This is a genomic window from Streptomyces sp. NPDC048606, from assembly GCF_040650855.1.
GTDB lineage: Bacteria > Actinomycetota > Actinomycetes > Streptomycetales > Streptomycetaceae > Streptomyces.
The window spans coordinates 83,848-102,687 of sequence record NZ_JBEZIB010000019.1 but is presented as its reverse complement, the minus strand read 5'-3'; the positions used below and the strand labels follow the sequence as shown (position 1 = coordinate 102,687).

Here is an 18,840-nt window from a genome sequence, read left to right as displayed (position 1 = left end):
CGAGGCCCCTCGGCTCGTTGTCACGACGTGAGCACGACACCACCTGTTCTCGCCGCAGAGCTGGCGCAGGCGTGGGCCGACATTCAGCGGTACCACCCCGAGCTGCCTGACCTTGCCGCGCCCGAGTCCCTGATCGGAGAGTCCTCGTCCGCCTGTGGCGCGGCGCTCTCCTTCGAGCGACTGCTGCACGAGGCAGTCCACGGAATCGCCGCAGCCCGCGGCGTCCGGGACACCTCGCGAGCCGGCCGCTACCACAACCGCAGATTCCTCGCGATCGCCGAGGAGATGGGGCTGGACCACTCCGACGAGCCGCACGCCAGCAGCGGCTTCTCGCTGGTCACCCTCAACCCCGAGGCGAAGAAGCGCTACCGCCCCACCATGGAGCGGCTCCAGCGCGCCCTGAAGGCCCATACGGTCGCCACCGCGGCCGACACCAAGCGCAGCTTCCGCGGTCCGGCCGCCCGGCACGGATCCTCGGGCGGCGGCGTGCGCGTCAAGGCCGTCTGCGACTGCGGGCGCAACGTGCGCGTGGTCCCCTCCGTACTGGCCCAGGCGCCGATCGTGTGCGGCGGCTGCATGAAGCCCTTCCGGATCCCGGAGGTCGCCACCGCGGCGGCTTCCTGACGCCGCCGGCACGACGACGGGGCGCAGGGCCGTGAGGGCGATCGTGCCGCCGGGTCCGCGCGCCGCCGCGGGCCCGGGTGTCACCCGGACGCGGGGAGGTCCGCCCGGCCGGACCTCCCGACCCCGCGCGGGCGGGCGTGCCGTGGGCGTATGGCACAATGGACAGCTGTACTCGACAGTCGCATAGGACCCCTCTCTCCTCCGGCTGACGCGTCCATCGGGCATCCGAGTACCGCAACCCCACGTGGCATCTCAAAGTGCCCAACCACGTCAAGTTCAGGAGACACCACTCCAGTGGCAGTCAAGATCAAGCTCAAGCGCCTCGGCAAGATCCGCTCCCCGCACTACCGCATCGTCGTCGCCGACGCTCGCACCCGCCGGGACGGTCGCGCGATCGAGGAGATCGGCATCTACCAGCCGACCTACAACCCCTCGCGCATCGAGGTCAACGGCGAGCGCGCGCAGTACTGGCTGTCCGTCGGCGCCCAGCCGACCGAGGCCGTCCTCGCCATCCTGAAGCTCACCGGTGACTGGCAGGCCCACAAGGGTCTCCCGGCCCCCGCGCCGCTGCTCCAGCCGGCGACGAAGGAAGACAAGCGTCGTTCCTTCGACGAGTTCGCCAAGGCCCTCGAGGGCATCGGCGAGGCCAAGGGCGAGGCCATCACGCAGAAGAAGAAGGCCGACAAGAAGGCGGACGAGGCTGACGCCGCCGCCGAGTCGACCGAGGCCTGATCATGCTCGAGGAGGCTCTTGAGCACCTCGTAAAGGGCATTGTGGACAACCCCGACGAAGTGCAGGTCGCCTCGCGCAACCTGCGTCGCGGCCAGGTGCTCGAGGTCCGGGTGCACCCCGACGACCTCGGGAAGGTGATCGGCCGCAACGGCCGCACCGCGCGTGCGCTGCGTACCGTCGTGGGCGCCATCGGCGGCCGGGGGATCCGCGTCGACCTCGTCGACGTGGACCAGGTCCGCTGAGCAGTTGAATCACCGGCACGGGCCGGGGAGGGCACACGTTGCCCGCCCCGGCCCGTCGTCGTCTGAACAGGAGAGAGACAGTGGAGCTGGTTGTCGCGCGGATCGGCCGCGCCCACGGGATCAAGGGTGAGGTCACCGTCGAGGTGCGTACGGACGAGCCGGAGCTGAGGCTCTCGCCCGGCGCCGTCCTGCGCACCGATCCGGCGTCGACGGGTCCGCTGACCGTCGCGACGGGCCGGGTGCACAGCGGCCGGCTCCTGCTGCGCTTCGAGGGCGTCAAGGACCGCACCGGCGCCGAGGGGCTGCGCAACACCCTGCTGATCGCGGACGTGGACCCGACGGAGCTGCCGGAGGAGCCCGACGAGTACTACGACCACCAGCTGATGGACCTGGACGTGGTGCTGGAGGACGGCACCGAGGTCGGCCGGATCACCGAGATCTCGCACCTGCCCTCGCAGGACCTGTTCATCGTGGAGCGCCCGGACGGCACCGAGGTGATGATCCCCTTCGTGGAGGAGATCGTGGCCGAGATCGACCTGGAGGAGCAGCGGTGCGTCATCACCCCGCCGCCCGGTCTGATCGACGACCGCGCCGAGGTCGTCTCCACCCGTGACGCCGAGGCCGGCGCGCCGTCCGGGGACGAGGCCTGATGCGGCTCGACGTCGTCACCATCTTCCCCGAGTACCTGGAGCCGCTGAACGTCTCCCTCGTCGGCAAGGCGAGGGCGCGCGGGCAGCTCGACGTACACGTGCACGACCTGCGGGAGTGGACGTACGACCGGCACAACACCGTCGACGACACCCCCTACGGCGGCGGCCCCGGCATGGTCATGAAGACCGAGCCGTGGGGCGAGGCCCTGGACGCGGCCCTGGCCGACGGCTACGAGTCCGGGGCGCGCGGCCCCGTCATGGTCGTCCCCACCCCCAGCGGGCGGCCCTTCACCCAGGAACTGGCCGTCGAACTCTCCGAGCGGCCGTGGCTCGTCTTCACCCCCGCGCGCTACGAGGGCATCGACCGCCGGGTCATGGACGAGTACGCGACGCGCATGCCGGTGTACGAGGTCTCCATCGGCGACTACGTGCTGGCGGGCGGCGAGGCCGCCGTCCTGGTCATCACCGAGGCCGTGGCCCGGCTGCTGCCCGGCGTCCTCGGCAACGCGGAATCGCACCGGGACGACTCCTTCGCCCCCGGCGAGATGGCCAACCTGCTCGAAGGCCCCGTCTACACCAAGCCCCCGCAGTGGCGCGGTCGGGGCATCCCCGAGGTGCTGCTCAGCGGGCACCACGGGAAGATCGCCCGCTGGCGCCGGGACGAGGCCTTCCGCCGGACGGCCCGCAACCGGCCCGACCTGATCGAGCGTTGCGAGGCCTCCGCGTTCGACAAGAAGGACCGGGAGATCCTGAGCATCCTGGGCTGGCGTCCGACCTCCGACGGTCGATTTTGGCGCAGGCCGCAGGCCGTGGAAGAATAGGCGGCTGCTGTGTGCTCGCGTGCGCCCCTGCCACAGGGGGACCGTCGCCCGCGACGTGACACGGCTCCCGAATTCTCTACGGAAATCCGCACCGGCGACCTGTGGCGTCGTGCGAAGAAAGCAGACGAACAACATGTCTCACCTGCTCGATGGCGTCAACGCCGCCTCCCTGCGCTCGGACGTCCCGGCGTTCCGTCCCGGTGACACGATCAACGTGCACGTTCGCGTGATCGAGGGCAACCGCTCCCGTATCCAGCAGTTCAAGGGCGTTGTCATCCGTCGCCAGGGCTCTGGCGTCTCCGAGACCTTCACCGTCCGCAAGGTCTCCTTCAGCGTCGGCGTGGAGCGTACCTTCCCGGTCCACTCCCCGATCTTCGAGAAGATCGAGCTCGTCACCCGCGGTGACGTGCGTCGCGCCAAGCTGTACTTCCTCCGTGAGCTCCGCGGCAAGGCCGCGAAGATCAAGGAGAAGCGCGACCGCTGATCTCCTCTCCGGATCCCGGAGGCGGCCGGATAGGCTCGCCCCCGATGGACACCGAAGCAGAGCTCACACAGCGCGGCCACTCCTCCCCCGAGAAGGGGGAGGGGAGGTCGCGTTTCGTGTTTTCCGGGTCCTGGCGGCGTGCGGGGCTGCTCGGCGGGGCGTGCGCCGTCTTCCTGTTGCTGCTGAGCAACTTCGTCGTCCAGCCGTTCCTGATCCCGAGCCGCTCGATGGAGCCGACGCTGAAGGTCGGCGACCGGGTCCTGGTGAACAAGCTGGCGTACCGTTTCGGCGACCGGCCCCAGCGCGGCGACGTGGTGGTCTTCGACGGCACCGGCTCCTTCGTGCGGGAGGGCGTCGGGGGCAATCCCGTCGGCGAGGCCCTGCACGGGGCGCTCTCGGCGCTCGGACTTGCGGAGCCCGCCGACACCGACTTCGTCAAGCGGGTCGTGGGGGTCGGCGGCGACGACGTGGTCTGCTGCGACACCGACGGCCGGATCCGCGTCAACGACGTCCCCGTGACGGAGTCCTACCTCTTCCCCGGGGACACCCCCTCGAAGGTGCCCTTCCGGATCCGCGTTCCGCTGGGCACCCTGTGGGTCATGGGAGACCACCGGTCCCAGTCCCGGGACTCGCGCGACCACCTGGGAGAGCCGGGCGGGGGGATGGTGCCGGTGGAGAAGGTCGTCGGGCGCGTCGACTGGCTGGGATGGCCGGTGTCGCGCTGGGGTTCGCTGCCCGAACCGGGGCCGGGGTCCGGGGGATCCCGTGGGTAGCCGGGGGCGTCCCCGGGGCGGACGCGGGCGCGGACCCGGGCAGGAGCCGGCGCGCGGGCCGGAGCGGAAGCCGGGCGCGGAGACGGGCGCGGAGACGGGCGCGGTGCCGGGCGCGGAGGCGGGTGGGCCGCACGGGCGGGAGCCGGGCCGGGGCCGGGCCCCGGGCTCCGGGCGGCCTTCGGATCCGACGTCCGGGCGGCCGTCCGGACGGGTGCGGGGGCGAGACGCGGACCGGGAAGCGGGTCGTCGGGACGCGGGCGGGGGTGCGGGCGGGAACCCCGGGGCCCCGGGCGCTGCCGGTTCCGGCGGTGACGACGCCGCCGTGGAGCCGGGCGGGCGGGCCGAGCGGCGCCGCACGGCCCGCAAGGTGCGCCGGCGTCGACGTACCAGGCGGGTCGGCGAACTGCCCCTGCTCGTCGGAGTGGCGCTGTGCATCGCGCTCGTCCTCAAGACCTTCCTCGTCCAGGCCTTCTTCATCCCGTCGGGATCGATGGAGCAGACGATCCGGATCGGCGACCGCGTCCTGGTGGACAAGCTGACCCCCTGGTTCGGTTCCAAGGTCGAACGCGGCCAGGTCGTCGTCTTCCGCGACCCCGGGGGCTGGCTCAGGGGCGAGGCGGCCCATTCCGCCCCCGACCCCATCGGAGTCAAGCAGATCAAGCAGACGCTGACCTTCATCGGTCTGCTGCCCTCCGCCGACGAGCAGGACCTGATCAAGCGGGTCATCGGCATCGGCGGGGACACCGTCAAGTGCTGCGACGCCCGGGGCCGGGTCACCGTCAACGGGGCGCCGCTCGATGAGCCTTACGTGTCACCCGGCAACGCGCCCTCGGAGATCCGCTTCGAGGTCACCGTGCCGCAGGGCCGGCTCTTCGTGATGGGCGACCACCGCGCCGACTCGTCCGATTCCCGCTACCACCTCGACGAGGCGTTCGAGGGGACGATCGACGAGAATGGCGTGGTGGGACAGGCCGTGGTGATCGCCTGGCCGTTCGACCACTGGCGGAGGCTGGAACAGCCCGCGATCTTCCTCACCGTGCCCGATCCGGTACGGAACGGTCGGCGGCGCGAGGCCGGCCGGCGCCGTCGGGGCACGCCGTTCGCATAGTGTGTCCTGGGTCTCCCGCGCCTTAGGGAACTCCCGCTCGTTAAGGGAGGGGAGGGCCCTCGTCTGTTTCGGCGTGGGCGGCGATTTTTCCGAACGAGGAGTGGATGTGGGGGACGTGGCGGTGGGCGCGCGATCCGGACGCGACGAAGGCGAGGAGCGGCCGGACGATGCCGTCGATCACGAAACCGAGGAGGGCGAGGACGCCGAAGGCGCGCACCGCTCCTTCTGGAAGGAGCTTCCGCTCCTCATCGGTATCGCCCTGCTGCTCGCCCTGTTGATCAAGACCTTCCTGGTCCAGGCGTTCTCGATCCCGTCCGACTCGATGCAGAACACCCTGCAGCGCGGGGACCGCGTGCTGGTGGACAAGTTGACCCCCTGGTTCGGGTCGGAGCCCGAGCGCGGCGAGGTCGTCGTCTTCCACGACCCGGCGGGCTGGCTGGACGGGGAGCCCACCCCGGAGCCGAACCTCGCGCAGAAGGCCCTCAGCTGGATCGGCCTCATGCCGTCCGCCGAGGAGAAGGACCTGATCAAGCGCACGATCGCCATCGGCGGGGACACCATCGAGTGCAAGAAGGGCGGACCCGTCGTCGTCAACGGCAAGGCGCTCGACGAGCCGTACATCTTCCCCGGGAACACCCCGTGTGACGACGCGCCCTTCGGTCCCCTCACCGTGCCCAAGGGCAAGATCTGGGTGATGGGCGACCACCGCCAGAACTCCCGGGACTCGCGCTACCACATGCAGGACTCCACCCAGGGCTTCGTGCCGGTGGACAAGGTCGTCGGCCGTGCCGTCGTCGTCGCCTGGCCGGTCACCCGCTGGTCGACGCTGCCCGTCCCCGACACCTACGACCAGCCGGGCATCGGCAACCAGGTCAAGGCGGCCGCGCTGGGCCTGGACGCCGCCGGACTGGCGCCCGTCGGGCTCGGCCCGGCCGCCCTCGGACTGGCGGGCGCGGTGCCCGTCGTCCTGTGGCGCCGGCGGAGGCTGACCAAGGGACGTACCGCCGGGTAGGGTGCCGCCCAGGCCGACGATCTCCGAGGTGTGGGGGCGCTGCAATGGGCGGTACGCAGGCAAGAGGGACAAGCGGTAACAACTCCAGACGCGGTACCCGTGATGGCCGCGGCGGCCTCGGCAACGTCTTGTCGGGGATCGTCGTGGCCATCGGCTTCGTGCTGTTCGTCGGCGGATTCGCCTGGGGAGCCCTGCTGTACCAGCCGTACACGGTGCCCACGGACTCGATGGCGCCGACGGTGAACCCCGGGGACCGGGTGCTGGCACAGCGGATCGAGGGCTCCGAGGTCCGCCGCGGGGACGTGGTCGTCTTCACCGACGCCGCGTGGAGCGCCACGCCGATGGTCAAGCGGGTCGTCGCCGTCGGCGGCGACCGGGTGGGCTGCTGCGGCCCGAACGGCAGGCTGACCGTGAACGGCACGGAGATCGACGAGCCGTACATCGCGCCGGCGGACACCACGACGCCGGGCAGGACCGCCGCCTCCGGCACCGTGTTCGAGGTGACCGTGCCCGAGGGGAACCTCTTCCTGCTCGGCGACCGGCGCGGGAACTCGCTCGATTCCCGCTCGCACCTCCAGGAGGCCGGTCAGGGCACTGTGCCCCGCTCCGCGGTCGACGCCCGGGTCGACGCGCTGGCGTGGCCGGACGCGCGGATGCTGGACCGGCCGAAGGCCTTCGAGGCGCTGCCCGGCGGAACCTCCCGACCCGGTCCGCTGCGCCTCCAGGTGATCGCGGTGGTGGTCGGCGCCGCGCTGGTCCTGCTGGGGGCCGCGTACGGGCCGCTGGCACGGGCCCTGGGCGGCGGACGCCGACGGGAGCGCGCCGATGCCCGCTGAGCCGCACGAGGACGAGGAGGGAGCCCCGATGGGCGACGGGTCGCACGAGGCCGAGGGGGGCATCCCAATGGACGATGGGCCGCACGAGGTCGAGGGGAGCGCCGTGATGGACGACGGGTCGAGCGGCGCGGGCCGGCGCGAGGTGTCCCGGGTGATCCTGCTGGATCCCGAGGACCGGATCCTGCTGCTCCACGGCTTCGAACCGGACGATCCCACCACCAGTTGGTGGTTCACGCCCGGCGGCGGGCTGGAGGGCGACGAGACGCACGAGCGGGCGGCGCTGCGCGAGCTCGCGGAGGAGACGGGCATCACGAAGGTGGACCTGGGGCCGGTGCTGTGGCACCGGTACTGCGCCTTCCCCTTCGACGGCAGGCGCTGGGAGCAGGACGAGCGGTACTTCCTCGCCCGGACCGAGCAGACCGCGACCGAGATGGGCGGCCTGACCGAGCTGGAACGGCGCAGCGTCACGGGGGCGAGATGGTGGACCTCCGAGGAACTGTCCGCGACGCGTGAGACGGTGTACCCGACCAGACTCGCCGAGCTGTTGCGCACACTGCTCGACGACGGTCCTCCGGGTGTTCCGGTGGTCCTCGCCCCGGAAATCGTTTAGGGGCGGGGGGCGCCGGCGCACAATAGGGGGACGCACGGCTGAAGGGGAACATGCCATGAGCGCCGAGGACCTCGAGAAGTACGAGACCGAGATGGAGCTGAAGCTCTATCGGGAGTACCGCGACGTCGTCGGGCTGTTCAAGTACGTGATCGAGACGGAACGTCGTTTCTACCTCACCAACGACTACGAGATGCAGGTGCACTCGGTCCAGGGCGAGGTCTTCTTCGAGGTCTCGATGGCGGACGCCTGGGTCTGGGACATGTACCGGCCCGCCCGCTTCGTGAAGCAGGTGAGGGTCCTGACCTTCAAGGACGTGAACATCGAGGAGCTCAACAAGAGCGACCTCGAACTGCCGGGCGGCTGAGCCACCGGGCGGGCGCAGGGGGGAGCGGGCCGGGCGGTGCCCGGGCCGTCTCACCCGCACGGGTGAGCGGGTTGTCCACAACGCCCCGGTTGTCCACCAAGATCCACACGGTGGGCGGGGAAGCGGGATGGTCGGTGCCGGAGGTGGTGCCGAATGAACGCGAAGGGCGTGGCACGACAGGCGTTGGGCCGCTACGGCGAGGACCTCGCCGCACGCCGGCTGACCGAGGCCGGGATGACGGTGATCGCCAGGAACTGGCGCTGCCGCGCCGGTGAGATCGACATCCTGGCGCGCGACGGGGACGCCCTCGTCGTGTGCGAGGTCAAGACCCGCCGCGGCGGGCTCTTCGAACACCCCATGGCCGCCGTCCGGGCGGGCAAGGCCGAACGGCTGCGCCTGCTCGCCGCGCGCTGGCTCGCCGACCACGGGGGGCCGCCGCCGGGCGGGGTGCGGATCGACCTCGTCGGCGTCGTACTGCCCCGCCGGGGCGCGGCCCTCGTGGAGCACGCGCGGGGGGTGGCGTGATGGGCTTCGCGCGGGCCTGCTCGGTCGCCCTGGTGGGCGTCGACGGCGTAGTGGTGGAGGTGCAGGCCGATCTGGAGCCGGGAGTCGCCGCCTTCACCCTGGTGGGACTGCCCGACAAGACCCTCGTGGAGAGCCGCGACCGGGTCCGGGCCGCGGTGGCGAACTCCGGCGCCGCGTGGCCGCAGAAGAAACTCACCGTAGGGCTCAGCCCCGCCTCCGTGCCCAAGTCCGGAGCCCATTTCGACCTCGCCGTCGCCGCGGCCGTCCTCGGCGCCGCCGAGGTCGTCGACCCCGGGGCCATCGCCGACCTCGTCCTGATCGGGGAGCTCGGCCTCGACGGCCGGGTCCGCCCCGTGCGCGGCATCCTGCCCGCCGTACTCGCCGCCGCGGAGGCCGGCTACCGGCAGGTGGTGGTGCCGCAGCAGTGCGCCGCCGAGGCCGCGCTCGTCCCCGACGTCTCGGTGCTCGGCGTCCGCAGCCTGCGCCAGCTCATCGCGGTCCTGACCGACGGGGTGGTGCCCGAGGAGGAGCCGACCGGCCCGCGGGACGGGCCCGACCCGATGCTCGCGGGCCTCGCAGTCCCGGGAGCCGGTCTCGGTACGGGCCTGGCCCGCGGCCGGGGCGAGAGCGGGGACTTCCCCGACCTGGCCGACGTCGCCGGCCAGGGGTACGCCCGCCGCGCCCTGGAGGTGGCGGCCGCCGGAGGCCACCACCTCCACCTCAGCGGACCCCCGGGCGCCGGCAAGACGATGCTCGCCGAGCGGCTGCCCTGGCTCCTGCCCCCGCTCGACCGGCGGGACTCCCTGGAGGTCTCCGCCGTCCACTCCGTGGCGGGCATCCTGCCCCCCGGCGAACCCCTCGTCACCAGGCCCCCGTACTGCGCCCCGCACCACTCGGCGACCACCCAGTCGTTGGTGGGCGGAGGGGCCGGGGTGCCCCGGCCCGGCGCGGTGTCCCTGGCCCACCGCGGCGTCCTCTTCCTCGACGAGGCCCCGGAGTTCAGCCCGAGGACGCTGGACGCCCTGCGCCAGCCGCTGGAATCCGGGCACGTCGTCATCGCCCGCGCGGCGGGGGTGGTGCGGCTCCCGGCCCGGTTCCTGATGGTGCTGGCCGCGAACCCCTGCCCCTGCGGACGCCACACCCTGCACGGCACCGGCTGCGACTGCCCCGCGTCGGTGGTCCGCCGCTACCAGGCCCGGCTGTCGGGGCCGCTGCTCGACCGGGTGGACCTCCGGGTCGAGGTCGAGCCCGTCACCCGCTCCGACCTGCTGGGGCGCGGCGGCCGGGGGGAGGCCACCGCGGTCGTCGCGGACCGGATCCGGGAAGCCCGCGAGCGCGCCGCCGCCCGGCTCGACGGCACCCCCTGGCGACTGAACTCCGAGGTCCCGGGCCACGAACTGCGCACCCGCAGGCCGGCCGGACCGGGGGCGTTGGCCCGGGCTGAGCGGGACATGGAGCGCGGTCTGCTCACCGCCCGGGGGCTCGACCGGGTGCTCCGCGTCGCCTGGACGGTGGCCGATCTGCGCGGGCGCGACCGGCCCGACGCGCAGGACGTGGCCGTCGCGTTGGAGCTGCGCACCGGGATCGCCCGCGGGACGCCCCTGGACCCCGGAGCGGCGGCATGAGCGCCGACGCGCGGGTGGATCCCGGGCCCGACCGCGCGTTCCTGGCCCGCGCCGCGCTGACCCGGGTACTGGAGCCGGGGGACGAGCACGGCGGGCGCTGGCTGCGGGAGTTCGGCGCCGAGGAGGTGATGCGCCGGCTCACCGCGGAGGACCCGAGGCCCGCCGGCCTGGACGGCGTGGGCCCGCAGCGGCTCGCCGGATACCGCAGGCGGGCCGCCCTCGCCGACCCCCGCCGCGACCTCGCGAGCGTCGCCGGGGCGGGCGGCCGGTTCGTCTGCCCCGGGTCCCCGGAGTGGCCGACCCAGCTCGACGACCTCGGCGACGCCCGCCCCGTCGGACTGTGGCTGCGGGGCACCCCGAACCTGCGGACCTGGGCGCTGCGTTCCGTGGCCGTGGTCGGAGCCCGCGCGTGTACTCCGTACGGGGCGCACATGGCGCAGACCCTCGCCGCGGGGCTCACCGAGCGGGGCTGGGTGGTGGTGTCCGGCGCCGCCTACGGGATCGACGCCGCGGCGCACCGCGGGGCCCTCGGAGCCGGGGGCGCGACCGCCGCGGTGCTCGCCTGCGGGGTGGACGTGGCCTACCCCCGGGGACACGCCGCGCTCCTCGACGGCATCGCCCGCCAGGGGCTGGTACTGGGCGAACTGCCTCCCGGCAGCCACCCCACCGCCAGTCGCTTCGTCCTGCGCAACCGCGTGATCGCCGCCCTGACCCGGGGGACGGTGGTCGTGGAGGCCGCCCACCGCAGCGGCTCCCTGGTCACCGCCCGCCGGGCCCAACGGCTGGGGCGCCTGACCATGGGCGTCCCCGGCCCCGCCACCAGCGGCCTCTCGACGGGGGTGCACGAGCTGCTGCGCGGAGAGGCGGCACTGGTCACGGACCCCGCCGAGATCATCGAACTGGTCGGCGAGATGGGGGAGTTGGCCCCCGAGCGGCGCGGCCCCGTCCTGCCCCGCGACCTCCTGGGCCGGGAGTGCGCGCGGGTGCTGGAGGCGCTCCCGGCCGGGCGGCCCGTCGACCTCGACGAGATCGCCCTCGCGGCCGGCACCGGAACCGATGAAGTCATCGGCAGACTGTACGAACTTCACTCTCTGGGGTTCGTCGAACGGCAGGGCGACGGCTGGCGGTTGACCAGGCCGGCGGCCGGACCGGGGGTGCAATCCGCCGCCGCCCGGCGAGGCGCTCGTTGACCTGGGGCGTTCCGGTGAAAGAGTGAAGGCGATGAGAGACGCGGTCCTCCCGGTCACAGCCACCGGGACCGTGCGCGAGGCGCCGGTCCCGGGTCGTCCGCGCGAGCCGCGGCGCCCCGGGGCCCCCGCGCGATCCCGTACTCTTCGCGCACCGCGACACTTCCGTCACGCTACGCTCCCAAGGAATCCGGCTCCGGCAAAGGCGAAGCATGCCCCAGCACACCTCAGGGTCCGACCGCGCCGCGGTGCCCCCCGCTGCCCGTGGCAGCGAGCGGTCCACCGCGCCCTCGTCCCTGGAGGTCCTCTGGCGCTCATACAAGGAATCCGGTGACGAGCGGCTGCGGGAGCAGTTGATCCTGCACTACTCGCCCCTGGTGAAGTACGTGGCCGGCCGGGTCAGCGTGGGCCTTCCGCCCAACGTCGAACAGGCCGACTTCGTCTCCTCCGGCGTCTTCGGCCTGATCGACGCGATCGAGAAGTTCGACATCGAACGGTCCATCAAGTTCGAGACGTACGCCATCACCCGGATCCGCGGCGCGATGATCGACGAGCTGCGCGCCCTGGACTGGATCCCGCGCTCGGTGCGCCAGAAGGCGCGCTCCGTCGAACGGGCCTACGCCACCCTGGAGGCCCAGCTGCGGCGCACCCCGACCGAGAGCGAGGTCGCGAGCGAGATGGGCATCGGCGTGGAGGAACTCCACACCGTCTTCAGCCAGTTGTCCCTGGCGAACGTGGTCGCCCTGGAGGAGCTGCTGCACGTCGGCGGCGAGGGCGGGGACCGCCTCTCCCTGATGGACACCCTGGAGGACCACGCCGCCGACGATCCGGTGGAGGTGGCCGAGGACCGCGAGCTGCGCCGCCTCCTCGCCCGGGCCATCAACACCCTCCCCGAGCGGGAGAAGACCGTGGTCACCCTCTACTACTACGAGGGCCTGACCCTCGCCGAGATCGGCAACGTGCTGGGCGTCACCGAGAGCCGCGTCAGCCAGATCCACACCAAATCGGTCCTCCAGCTCCGGGCGAAACTTGCCGATGTCGGACGGTGAGCGGCCGACGCCGCGACCGACCTTGCGCACCCTCCGTACAGTGGTGACGTGCCCAGGATTCGAGCGGCCTCCGTGGCCGAGCACCGGTCGATGCAGCGTGGCGCCCTCTTGGACGCCGCGCGCTCCCTGCTGTCCGAAGGCGGTACGGAGGCGCTGACCTTCCCCGCCCTCGCCGAGCGCACCGGGCTCGCCCGGTCGTCCGTCTACGAGTACTTCCGTTCCCGCGCGGCCGTCGTCGAAGAGCTGTGCGCCGTGGACTTCCCCGTGTGGGCGGCCGAGATCGAGGCGGCGATGGCGGCCGAGCCCTCGCCCGAGGGGAAGATCGAGGCGTACGTGCGCAGCCAGCTCGCCCTGGTCGGGGACCGCCGTCACCGCGCGGTCGTCGCGATCTCCGCCGGCGAGCTCGACGCGGGCGCCCGGGAGAAGATCCGCGCCGCGCACGGCGGCCTCGTGGCGATGATCGTCGAGGCCCTCGAAGCACTGGGCCTGGCGCAGCCGAGGCTCTCCGCGATGCTGCTCCAGGGAGTCGTGGACGCCGCCGTGCGCCGTGTGGAGCTCGGCGCCGCCGAGGACCCGGACGTGATCATCGAGACCGCCGTCGCCATGGCCCTGTGGGGCGTGCGCGGCCAGGCCGACGACCGGGTCTGACCCGGCCCGCGACCTACCCCGGCCCCGATCCCGCCCCCGGTTCCGGCCCCGTTTCCGGTCCGGGGTCCGGGGGCGGCTCGATCGGCAGCAGCCGGGGCGTGGGGCGCGCCAGCAGGCCCAGCGGGTCGCGGTACTCGCGCTCGCCGGCCAGCAGCCCCCAGTGCAGGCACGGGGTCGCGCAGTGCGACCCCGGCGCGAGCACCGCCACCACCTGCCCGGCCGTGACGCTCTCGCCCTCCGCGACGAGCGGCCGCACCGGCTCGTACGTCGTCCGCAGGCCGCCGGGCAGGGTGAGCGAGAGGACGCCGCGCCCCGCGACCGGTCCGGCGTGGTGGACCCGGCCCGGGCCGACCGCCCGTAGCTCCGTACCCACGGGGGCGGACAGGTCCACCCCGCGGTGGCCGGCGGCGTAGGGCGTCGGCGGCGGGTCCCACCACCGCGCGACGGACAGGGGAGCGGGCAGCGGGCGCACGGGTGCGCGGGCCGGAGCGCGGGCCGCGAGGAGGCGCGTGGCGGGATCGGCGGTGGGCACCGGTGCGGGCGCCGCGGAGAGCCCCGGGCCGAGGCCCGCGGCGAGCCCTGCGGTGAGCGTGAACAGCAGGATCGGCAGCAGTGTCGTCATGCCCCACAGGGTCCCGCGCGGACCGGGCCCGCCGCCCGGACCTGTGGATGGCGGGCGGGCTGTGGACAACGGCGTCACCCGGCATACCGCCGGGTCCCGTACACTTCTTGTGGCGATCCGGGTCACCGGGTCGACTTCGCACGCCCCAGCGCCGACCGGTTCCGGTCAGGTGAACAGCGTCTCTCGGTCCCTCCACGGGGCAGGGCGCGGCGGGGCGTCAGGAACCAAAACCGAGAAACAAGGAGATGGCCATGGCCGTCGTAACGATGCGGGAGCTGCTGGAAAGCGGCGTCCACTTCGGTCACCAGACCCGTCGCTGGAACCCGAAGATGAAGCGCTTCATCTTCACCGAGCGCAACGGCATCTACATCATCGACCTGCTCCAGTCGCTGTCGTACATCGACCGCGCCTACGAGTTCGTGAAGGAGACCGTCGCGCACGGTGGCTCCATCATGTTCGTCGGTACGAAGAAGCAGGCCCAGGAGGCCATCGCCGAGCAGGCGACGCGCGTCGGCATGCCGTACGTCAACCAGCGTTGGCTCGGTGGCATGCTCACCAACTTCTCCACCGTCTACAAGCGCCTCCAGCGTCTGAAGGAGCTTGAGGCGATCGACTTCGAGGACGTCGCCGCCTCGGGTCTCACCAAGAAGGAGCTCCTGGTCCTCTCCCGCGAGAAGACCAAGCTGGAGAAGACCCTCGGTGGTATCCGCGAGATGTCGAAGGTCCCCAGCGCCGTCTGGATCGTCGACACCAAGAAGGAGCACATCGCCGTCGGTGAGGCGCGCAAGCTCCACATCCCGGTCGTCGCGATCCTCGACACCAACTGCGACCCCGACGAGGTCGACTACAAGATCCCGGGCAACGACGACGCGATCCGCTCCGTCACCCTGCTCACCCGCGTGATCGCCGACGCCGTCGCCGAGGGCCTCATCGCCCGCTCCGGTGCCGCGACCGGTGACTCGAAGCCGGGCGAGAAGGCCGCCGCCGAGCCGCTCGCCGAGTGGGAGCGCGACCTGCTCGAGGGTGAGAAGAAGGCCGACGACGCCGAGGCCCCCGCGGCCGACGCCGCTGTCGAGGCCCCCGCGGCCGAGGCCGTCGTCGAGGCTCCGGCCGCCGACGCCGAGCAGGCCTGACCCACTGGGAGCGCCCGGCGTTCACCCGCCGGGCACTCGCAGCACGGACGATGACGGCGGGGGAGCCGCGCCACGAGCGCGGCGCCTCCGCCGTTCACCCGTAGATCTACGACTTCGAGAGAGAATCACAGACTCATGGCGAACTACACCGCCGCTGACGTCAAGAAGCTCCGCGAGCTCACCGGCGCCGGCATGCTGGACTGCAAGAACGCGCTCGTCGAGGCCGACGGTGACGTCACCAAGGCCAACGAGATCCTGCGCGTCAAGGGCCTGAAGGGTGTCGCCAAGCGCGAGGGCCGTTCCGCCGAGAACGGTGCCGTCACCTCCCTGATCGCCGCCGACGCCACCTCCGGTGTGCTGCTCGAGCTCAAGTGCGAGACCGACTTCGTCGCCAAGAGCGAGAAGTTCCTGGCCGTCGCCGACCAGCTCGCCGCCCACGTCGCCGCCACCACCCCGGCGGACATCGAGGCGCTGCTGGCGTCCGAGATCGAGGCCGGCAAGACCGTCCAGGCCTTCGTGGACGAGGCCAACGCCAACCTCGGCGAGAAGATCGTCCTCGACCGCTTCGCGCAGTACGAGGGTGCCTTCGTGGCCTCCTACATGCACCGCACCATGCCCGACCTGCCCCCGCAGATCGGTGTCCTGGTCGAGCTGGACAAGGCCGACGCCGACCTGGCCAAGGGCATCGCCCAGCACATCGCCGCGTTCGCGCCGAAGTACCTGACCGCCGAGGACGTTCCGGCCGAGGTCGTCGAGTCCGAGCGCCGCGTCGCCGAAGAGGTCACCCGCGCCGAGGGCAAGCCCGAGGCCGCGATCGCCAAGATCGTCGAGGGTCGCGTCAACGGCTTCTTCAAGGACGTCACGCTGCTCGGCCAGCCGTACGCCCTGGACAACAAGAAGTCCGTCCAGAAGGTCCTGGACGAGGCCGGTGTCACCCTGAAGCGCTTCACCCGCATCAAGGTCGGCATCTGAGTCCGTCCGTACGCGACGGACACCGGACCCCGGTAGGGTCTGAGGCAGTCGTCCGCGCTCGCGCGAGACGACCGCAGATCTGACGAGGAGGCCATTGCCGTAGAGGGAACCGCGAGGACCCACCGGCAATGGCCTTCTTCGTATGTGCACGAGGAGATCTCCATGAATCAGGGCGTGGACCCCCACACCGCTTCCGACGACAAGAGCGACCACGAGAAGAAGGGTCGCCGCTTCATGCTGAAGCTGTCCGGCGAAGCCTTCTCCGGCGGCGGCGGGCTGGGTGTCGACCCCGACGTCGTGCACGCCATCGCCCGTGAGATCGCGGCCGTGGTCCGTGACGGCGCGGAAATCGCGATCGTCATCGGCGGCGGCAACTTCTTCCGCGGCGCCGAACTCCAGCAGCGCGGCATGGACCGGGCCCGGTCCGACTACATGGGCATGCTCGGCACCGTCATGAACTGCCTCGCCCTCCAGGACTTCCTGGAGAAGGAGGGCATCGACAGCCGGGTCCAGACCGCCATCACCATGGGCCAGGTCGCGGAGCCGTACATCCCGCTCCGCGCCGTGCGCCACCTGGAGAAGGGCCGCGTCGTGATCTTCGGCGCCGGCATGGGCATGCCCTACTTCTCCACCGACACCACGGCCGCCCAGCGCGCCCTGGAGATCGACGCCGAGGCCCTCCTCATGGGCAAGAACGGTGTCGACGGGGTCTACGACTCCGACCCGAAGACCAACCCGGACGCGGTGAAGTTCGACGCGCTGGAGTACAGCGAGGTGCTGTCCCGGGACCTCAAGGTCGCCGACGCCACGGCCATCACGCTGTGCCGTGACAACCAGCTCCCGATCCTGGTCTTCGAACTCCTCGCCGAGGGCAATATCGCCCGCGCCGTCAAGGGTGAGAAGATCGGCACGCTCGTGAGCGACCAGGGCACCCGGGTCTGAGCACTCCGACACCGGGCCCGAACGGGCCCGGTCCGGGCGGCTCGCCCCGCCCCGCCCGCCTGAACCATCCATATCTGACATGCAGGAGCACGTGGTGATCGAAGAAATCCTCCTCGAGGCCGAGGAGAAGATGGAGAAGGCCGTCGTCGTCGCCAAGGAAGACTTCGCCGCGATCCGCACCGGTCGTGCGCACCCGGCGATGTTCAACAAGATCGTGGCGGACTACTACGGTGCCATCACGCCCATCAACCAGCTGGCCTCCTTCGCGGTGCCCGAGCCGCGCATGGCGATCGTGACGCCGTTCGACGCGTCGGCCCTGCGCAACATCGAGCAGGCCATCCGCGACTCCGACCTCGGCGTCAACCCGAGCAACGACGGCCGCATCATCCGGGTGACCTTCCCCGAGCTGACGCAGGACCGCCGCAAGGAGTACATCAAGGTCGCGAAGAACAAGGCCGAGGACTCCAAGGTCTCCATCCGCTCCGTGCGCCGCAAGGCCAAGGACGCCCTTGACAAGCTCGTCAAGGACAAGGAGGCCGGCGAGGACGAGGTGCGTCGCGCCGAGAAGGAGCTGGACGACACCACCGCGAAGTACGTCACGCAGGTGGACGAGCTGCTCAAGCACAAGGAAGCCGAGCTCCTCGAGGTCTGATGAACGACTCTCCCTGGGCCGCCGAGCCGGCGGCGGCGGGTCCCGCATACGATGCGCTGGTGGGCCCGCAGACTCGGCCCATGTCCATCGTGCCCGATGCCGCCGGCCGTGACCTCGACGACCGGGAAGCACGCGTTCGGGGGGCCGCCTTCGCCGGCGGCCCCCCGCTCCGCGCCGAGACGCTGCCGCAGGAGCCCATGCCCAGCCCCCCGCCTCCGCCTTCGCAGGCACCGCAGAACTCCTCACCCCCGCCGCAGAAGAAGCGGGCGGGGCGGGACCTGCGGGCCGCCATAGGGGTCGGCGTCGGCCTCGGCGCGGTCATCTTCGCCTCCCTGTTCATCGTCAAGGCGGTCTTCGTCGGCGTCGTCGTCGTCGCGGTCGTCGTGGGCCTGTGGGAGCTGACCTCCCGGCTCCAGGAGAAGAAGGGCATCAAGGCTCCGCTGGTGCCCCTCGCGGTCGGCGGCGCGGCGATGGTCATCGCCGGCTACGTCCGAGGGGCCGAGGGCGCCTGGGTGGCCATGGCGCTCACCGCCCTGGCGGTCCTGGTGTGGCGGATGACGGAACCGCCCGAGGACTACCTCAAGGACGTCACGGCGGGCGTCTTCGCGGCGTTCTACGTGCCCTTCCTCGCGACGTTCGTCGCGATGCTGCTCACCGCCGCCGACGGCCCGCAGCGCGTGGTCACCTTCCTGGTCCTGACGGTGGTCAGCGACACGGGCGCCTACGCGGTCGGCTGGCGCTTCGGCAAGACGAAGCTGGCCCCGCGCATCAGCCCCGGCAAGACCCGCGAGGGGCTCTTCGGAGCGGTGGCCTTCGCGATGGTGGCCGGCGCCCTGTGCATGGAGTTCCTGGTCGACGGGGGCGCCTGGTGGCAGGGGCTGCTGCTGGGCCTCGCGGTCGCGGTCAGCGCCACCCTGGGCGACCTCGGGGAGTCGATGATCAAGCGGGACCTCGGGATCAAGGACATGGGCACCCTGCTCCCCGGGCACGGCGGCATCATGGACCGGCTCGACTCGCTGCTGCCGACGGCCCCGGTCGTCTGGCTGCTGCTGGCCGCCTTCGTCGGCACCGGCTGATTCGACCGGGCGGGTTATCCTGATAAGCGCGTCACCTCCGGGTGGCGCGCTTTCCCCGTTCGGCGGGGTGGACCCGTGAGGTCTCCGGGCACCGGTCGTGCCATCGACAATGCTCCGCAGCCGCGGAGGTCGCCCGCGCAAGGGCTCGTAACG

At 72.0% G+C, this 18,840-nt stretch carries 22 protein-coding genes and 1 pseudogene; 22 read left to right on the top strand and 1 reads right to left on the bottom strand.

Annotated elements, in window-relative coordinates:
- Positions 1-27: 27 nt before the first annotated feature.
- The 17 genes and pseudogenes from AB0D01_RS21470 to AB0D01_RS21390 all read left to right on the top strand — a co-directional run bounded on the left by AB0D01_RS21470 (position 28) and on the right by AB0D01_RS21390 (position 13,290).
- On the top strand, positions 28-624 hold the full coding sequence (locus tag AB0D01_RS21470; protein WP_363057527.1) for a hypothetical protein: 597 nt from the start codon (positions 28-30) through the stop codon (positions 622-624).
- Between the two features lie 294 nt (positions 625-918).
- Complete coding sequence (rpsP, locus tag AB0D01_RS21465) at positions 919-1,356, top strand: 30S ribosomal protein S16 (protein WP_363057525.1); 438 nt, start codon at positions 919-921, stop codon at positions 1,354-1,356.
- Between the two features lie 2 nt (positions 1,357-1,358).
- Entirely contained in the window at positions 1,359-1,598 is a 240-nt protein-coding gene (locus AB0D01_RS21460; RefSeq protein ID WP_030011889.1) for an RNA-binding protein, read from the top strand.
- A gap of 80 nt (positions 1,599-1,678) precedes the next feature.
- Positions 1,679-2,248, top strand: a complete 570-nt coding sequence (gene rimM / locus AB0D01_RS21455) for a ribosome maturation factor RimM (protein WP_363057523.1) — start codon at positions 1,679-1,681, stop codon at positions 2,246-2,248.
- Positions 2,248-3,069: a tRNA (guanosine(37)-N1)-methyltransferase TrmD gene (gene trmD, locus AB0D01_RS21450; protein ID WP_363057521.1), complete on the top strand. Its 822-nt coding sequence runs from the start codon at positions 2,248-2,250 to the stop codon at positions 3,067-3,069. Before rimM ends, trmD begins: the two co-directional genes overlap by 1 nt.
- Before the next feature lie 133 nt (positions 3,070-3,202).
- Entirely contained in the window at positions 3,203-3,553 is a 351-nt protein-coding gene (gene rplS, locus AB0D01_RS21445) for a 50S ribosomal protein L19 (RefSeq protein ID WP_007266830.1), read from the top strand.
- A gap of 44 nt (positions 3,554-3,597) precedes the next feature.
- Positions 3,598-4,326, top strand: coding sequence for a signal peptidase I (gene lepB / locus AB0D01_RS21440; protein ID WP_363057519.1), 729 nt, complete (start codon positions 3,598-3,600; stop codon positions 4,324-4,326).
- 211 nt (positions 4,327-4,537) lie between these two features.
- Positions 4,538-5,602 (top strand): annotated as a pseudogene (gene lepB, locus AB0D01_RS21435) (signal peptidase I); the annotation flags it as partial.
- A complete protein-coding gene (gene lepB, locus AB0D01_RS21430) occupies positions 5,550-6,446 on the top strand; it encodes a signal peptidase I (protein WP_363057612.1) in 897 nt (298 codons plus the stop codon). The pseudogene lepB (AB0D01_RS21435) and the gene lepB (AB0D01_RS21430), both read left to right, overlap by 53 nt.
- A 44-nt stretch (positions 6,447-6,490) precedes the next feature.
- On the top strand, positions 6,491-7,282 hold the full coding sequence (lepB, locus tag AB0D01_RS21425) for a signal peptidase I (protein WP_363057517.1): 792 nt from the start codon (positions 6,491-6,493) through the stop codon (positions 7,280-7,282).
- 106 nt (positions 7,283-7,388) lie between these two features.
- On the top strand, positions 7,389-7,892 hold the full coding sequence (locus AB0D01_RS21420) for an NUDIX hydrolase (protein ID WP_363057610.1): 504 nt from the start codon (positions 7,389-7,391) through the stop codon (positions 7,890-7,892).
- Positions 7,893-7,947: 55 nt separating this feature from the next.
- Complete coding sequence (locus tag AB0D01_RS21415) at positions 7,948-8,256, top strand: DUF2469 domain-containing protein (RefSeq protein WP_003965949.1); 309 nt, start codon at positions 7,948-7,950, stop codon at positions 8,254-8,256.
- A gap of 153 nt (positions 8,257-8,409) precedes the next feature.
- Positions 8,410-8,781, top strand: a complete 372-nt coding sequence (locus AB0D01_RS21410; protein ID WP_363057515.1) for a YraN family protein — start codon at positions 8,410-8,412, stop codon at positions 8,779-8,781.
- Complete coding sequence (locus tag AB0D01_RS21405) at positions 8,781-10,406, top strand: YifB family Mg chelatase-like AAA ATPase (RefSeq protein ID WP_363057513.1); 1,626 nt, start codon at positions 8,781-8,783, stop codon at positions 10,404-10,406. Before AB0D01_RS21410 ends, AB0D01_RS21405 begins: the two co-directional genes overlap by 1 nt.
- The gene (gene dprA, locus AB0D01_RS21400; protein WP_363057511.1) at positions 10,403-11,596 is read left to right on the top strand and encodes a DNA-processing protein DprA; all 1,194 of its coding nucleotides are present in this window, start codon (positions 10,403-10,405) and stop codon (positions 11,594-11,596) included. Before AB0D01_RS21405 ends, dprA begins: the two co-directional genes overlap by 4 nt.
- Before the next feature lie 209 nt (positions 11,597-11,805).
- Positions 11,806-12,642, top strand: a complete 837-nt coding sequence (whiG, locus tag AB0D01_RS21395; protein ID WP_363057509.1) for an RNA polymerase sigma factor WhiG — start codon at positions 11,806-11,808, stop codon at positions 12,640-12,642.
- Between the two features lie 90 nt (positions 12,643-12,732).
- Positions 12,733-13,290, top strand: coding sequence for a helix-turn-helix domain-containing protein (locus AB0D01_RS21390; RefSeq protein ID WP_363057608.1), 558 nt, complete (start codon positions 12,733-12,735; stop codon positions 13,288-13,290).
- A 13-nt stretch (positions 13,291-13,303) separates the two neighbouring features.
- Here AB0D01_RS21390 and AB0D01_RS21385 read toward each other — a convergent pair whose 3' ends face one another.
- Positions 13,304-13,912, bottom strand: coding sequence for a M23 family metallopeptidase (locus AB0D01_RS21385; RefSeq protein ID WP_363057507.1), 609 nt, complete (start codon positions 13,910-13,912; stop codon positions 13,304-13,306).
- Positions 13,913-14,163: 251 nt separating this feature from the next.
- Between AB0D01_RS21385 and rpsB the strand changes: the two genes are divergently transcribed.
- The 5 genes from rpsB (at position 14,164) to AB0D01_RS21360 (ending at position 18,687) form a co-directional block, all read left to right on the top strand.
- The gene (rpsB, locus tag AB0D01_RS21380; RefSeq protein WP_363057505.1) at positions 14,164-15,045 is read left to right on the top strand and encodes a 30S ribosomal protein S2; all 882 of its coding nucleotides are present in this window, start codon (positions 14,164-14,166) and stop codon (positions 15,043-15,045) included.
- A 135-nt stretch (positions 15,046-15,180) separates the two neighbouring features.
- Positions 15,181-16,017 (top strand): translation elongation factor Ts, encoded by an 837-nt coding sequence (tsf, locus tag AB0D01_RS21375; RefSeq protein ID WP_363057503.1) that lies wholly within the window; start codon positions 15,181-15,183, stop codon positions 16,015-16,017.
- A gap of 162 nt (positions 16,018-16,179) precedes the next feature.
- Positions 16,180-16,959, top strand: coding sequence for a UMP kinase (gene pyrH / locus AB0D01_RS21370; protein ID WP_363057501.1), 780 nt, complete (start codon positions 16,180-16,182; stop codon positions 16,957-16,959).
- Positions 16,960-17,053: 94 nt separating this feature from the next.
- Positions 17,054-17,611: a ribosome recycling factor gene (gene frr / locus AB0D01_RS21365; RefSeq protein ID WP_363057499.1), complete on the top strand. Its 558-nt coding sequence runs from the start codon at positions 17,054-17,056 to the stop codon at positions 17,609-17,611.
- Positions 17,611-18,687, top strand: a complete 1,077-nt coding sequence (locus AB0D01_RS21360) for a phosphatidate cytidylyltransferase (protein WP_363057497.1) — start codon at positions 17,611-17,613, stop codon at positions 18,685-18,687. Before frr ends, AB0D01_RS21360 begins: the two co-directional genes overlap by 1 nt.
- Positions 18,688-18,840: the final 153 nt, after the last annotated feature.

What these genes read in the sequence shown, in the direction of transcription:
- AB0D01_RS21460 (WP_030011889.1), top strand. Translation starts at nt 1,359, where the DNA reads ATGCTCGAGGAGGCTCTTGAGCACCTCGTAAAGGGCATTGTGGACAAC.
- trmD (WP_363057521.1), top strand. Translation starts at nt 2,248, where the DNA reads ATGCGGCTCGACGTCGTCACCATCTTCCCCGAGTACCTGGAGCCGCTG.
- rplS (WP_007266830.1), top strand. Translation starts at nt 3,203, where the DNA reads ATGTCTCACCTGCTCGATGGCGTCAACGCCGCCTCCCTGCGCTCGGAC.
- lepB (WP_363057519.1), top strand. Translation starts at nt 3,598, where the DNA reads ATGGACACCGAAGCAGAGCTCACACAGCGCGGCCACTCCTCCCCCGAG.
- lepB (WP_363057517.1), top strand. Translation starts at nt 6,491, where the DNA reads ATGGGCGGTACGCAGGCAAGAGGGACAAGCGGTAACAACTCCAGACGC.
- AB0D01_RS21420 (WP_363057610.1), top strand. Translation starts at nt 7,389, where the DNA reads ATGGACGACGGGTCGAGCGGCGCGGGCCGGCGCGAGGTGTCCCGGGTG.
- AB0D01_RS21415 (WP_003965949.1), top strand. Translation starts at nt 7,948, where the DNA reads ATGAGCGCCGAGGACCTCGAGAAGTACGAGACCGAGATGGAGCTGAAG.
- AB0D01_RS21410 (WP_363057515.1), top strand. Translation starts at nt 8,410, where the DNA reads ATGAACGCGAAGGGCGTGGCACGACAGGCGTTGGGCCGCTACGGCGAG.
- AB0D01_RS21405 (WP_363057513.1), top strand. Translation starts at nt 8,781, where the DNA reads ATGGGCTTCGCGCGGGCCTGCTCGGTCGCCCTGGTGGGCGTCGACGGC.
- dprA (WP_363057511.1), top strand. Translation starts at nt 10,403, where the DNA reads ATGAGCGCCGACGCGCGGGTGGATCCCGGGCCCGACCGCGCGTTCCTG.
- whiG (WP_363057509.1), top strand. Translation starts at nt 11,806, where the DNA reads ATGCCCCAGCACACCTCAGGGTCCGACCGCGCCGCGGTGCCCCCCGCT.
- AB0D01_RS21390 (WP_363057608.1), top strand. Translation starts at nt 12,733, where the DNA reads ATGCAGCGTGGCGCCCTCTTGGACGCCGCGCGCTCCCTGCTGTCCGAA.
- AB0D01_RS21385 (WP_363057507.1), bottom strand. Translation starts at nt 13,912, where the DNA reads ATGACGACACTGCTGCCGATCCTGCTGTTCACGCTCACCGCAGGGCTC.
- rpsB (WP_363057505.1), top strand. Translation starts at nt 14,164, where the DNA reads ATGGCCGTCGTAACGATGCGGGAGCTGCTGGAAAGCGGCGTCCACTTC.
- tsf (WP_363057503.1), top strand. Translation starts at nt 15,181, where the DNA reads ATGGCGAACTACACCGCCGCTGACGTCAAGAAGCTCCGCGAGCTCACC.
- pyrH (WP_363057501.1), top strand. Translation starts at nt 16,180, where the DNA reads ATGAATCAGGGCGTGGACCCCCACACCGCTTCCGACGACAAGAGCGAC.
- AB0D01_RS21360 (WP_363057497.1), top strand. Translation starts at nt 17,611, where the DNA reads ATGAACGACTCTCCCTGGGCCGCCGAGCCGGCGGCGGCGGGTCCCGCA.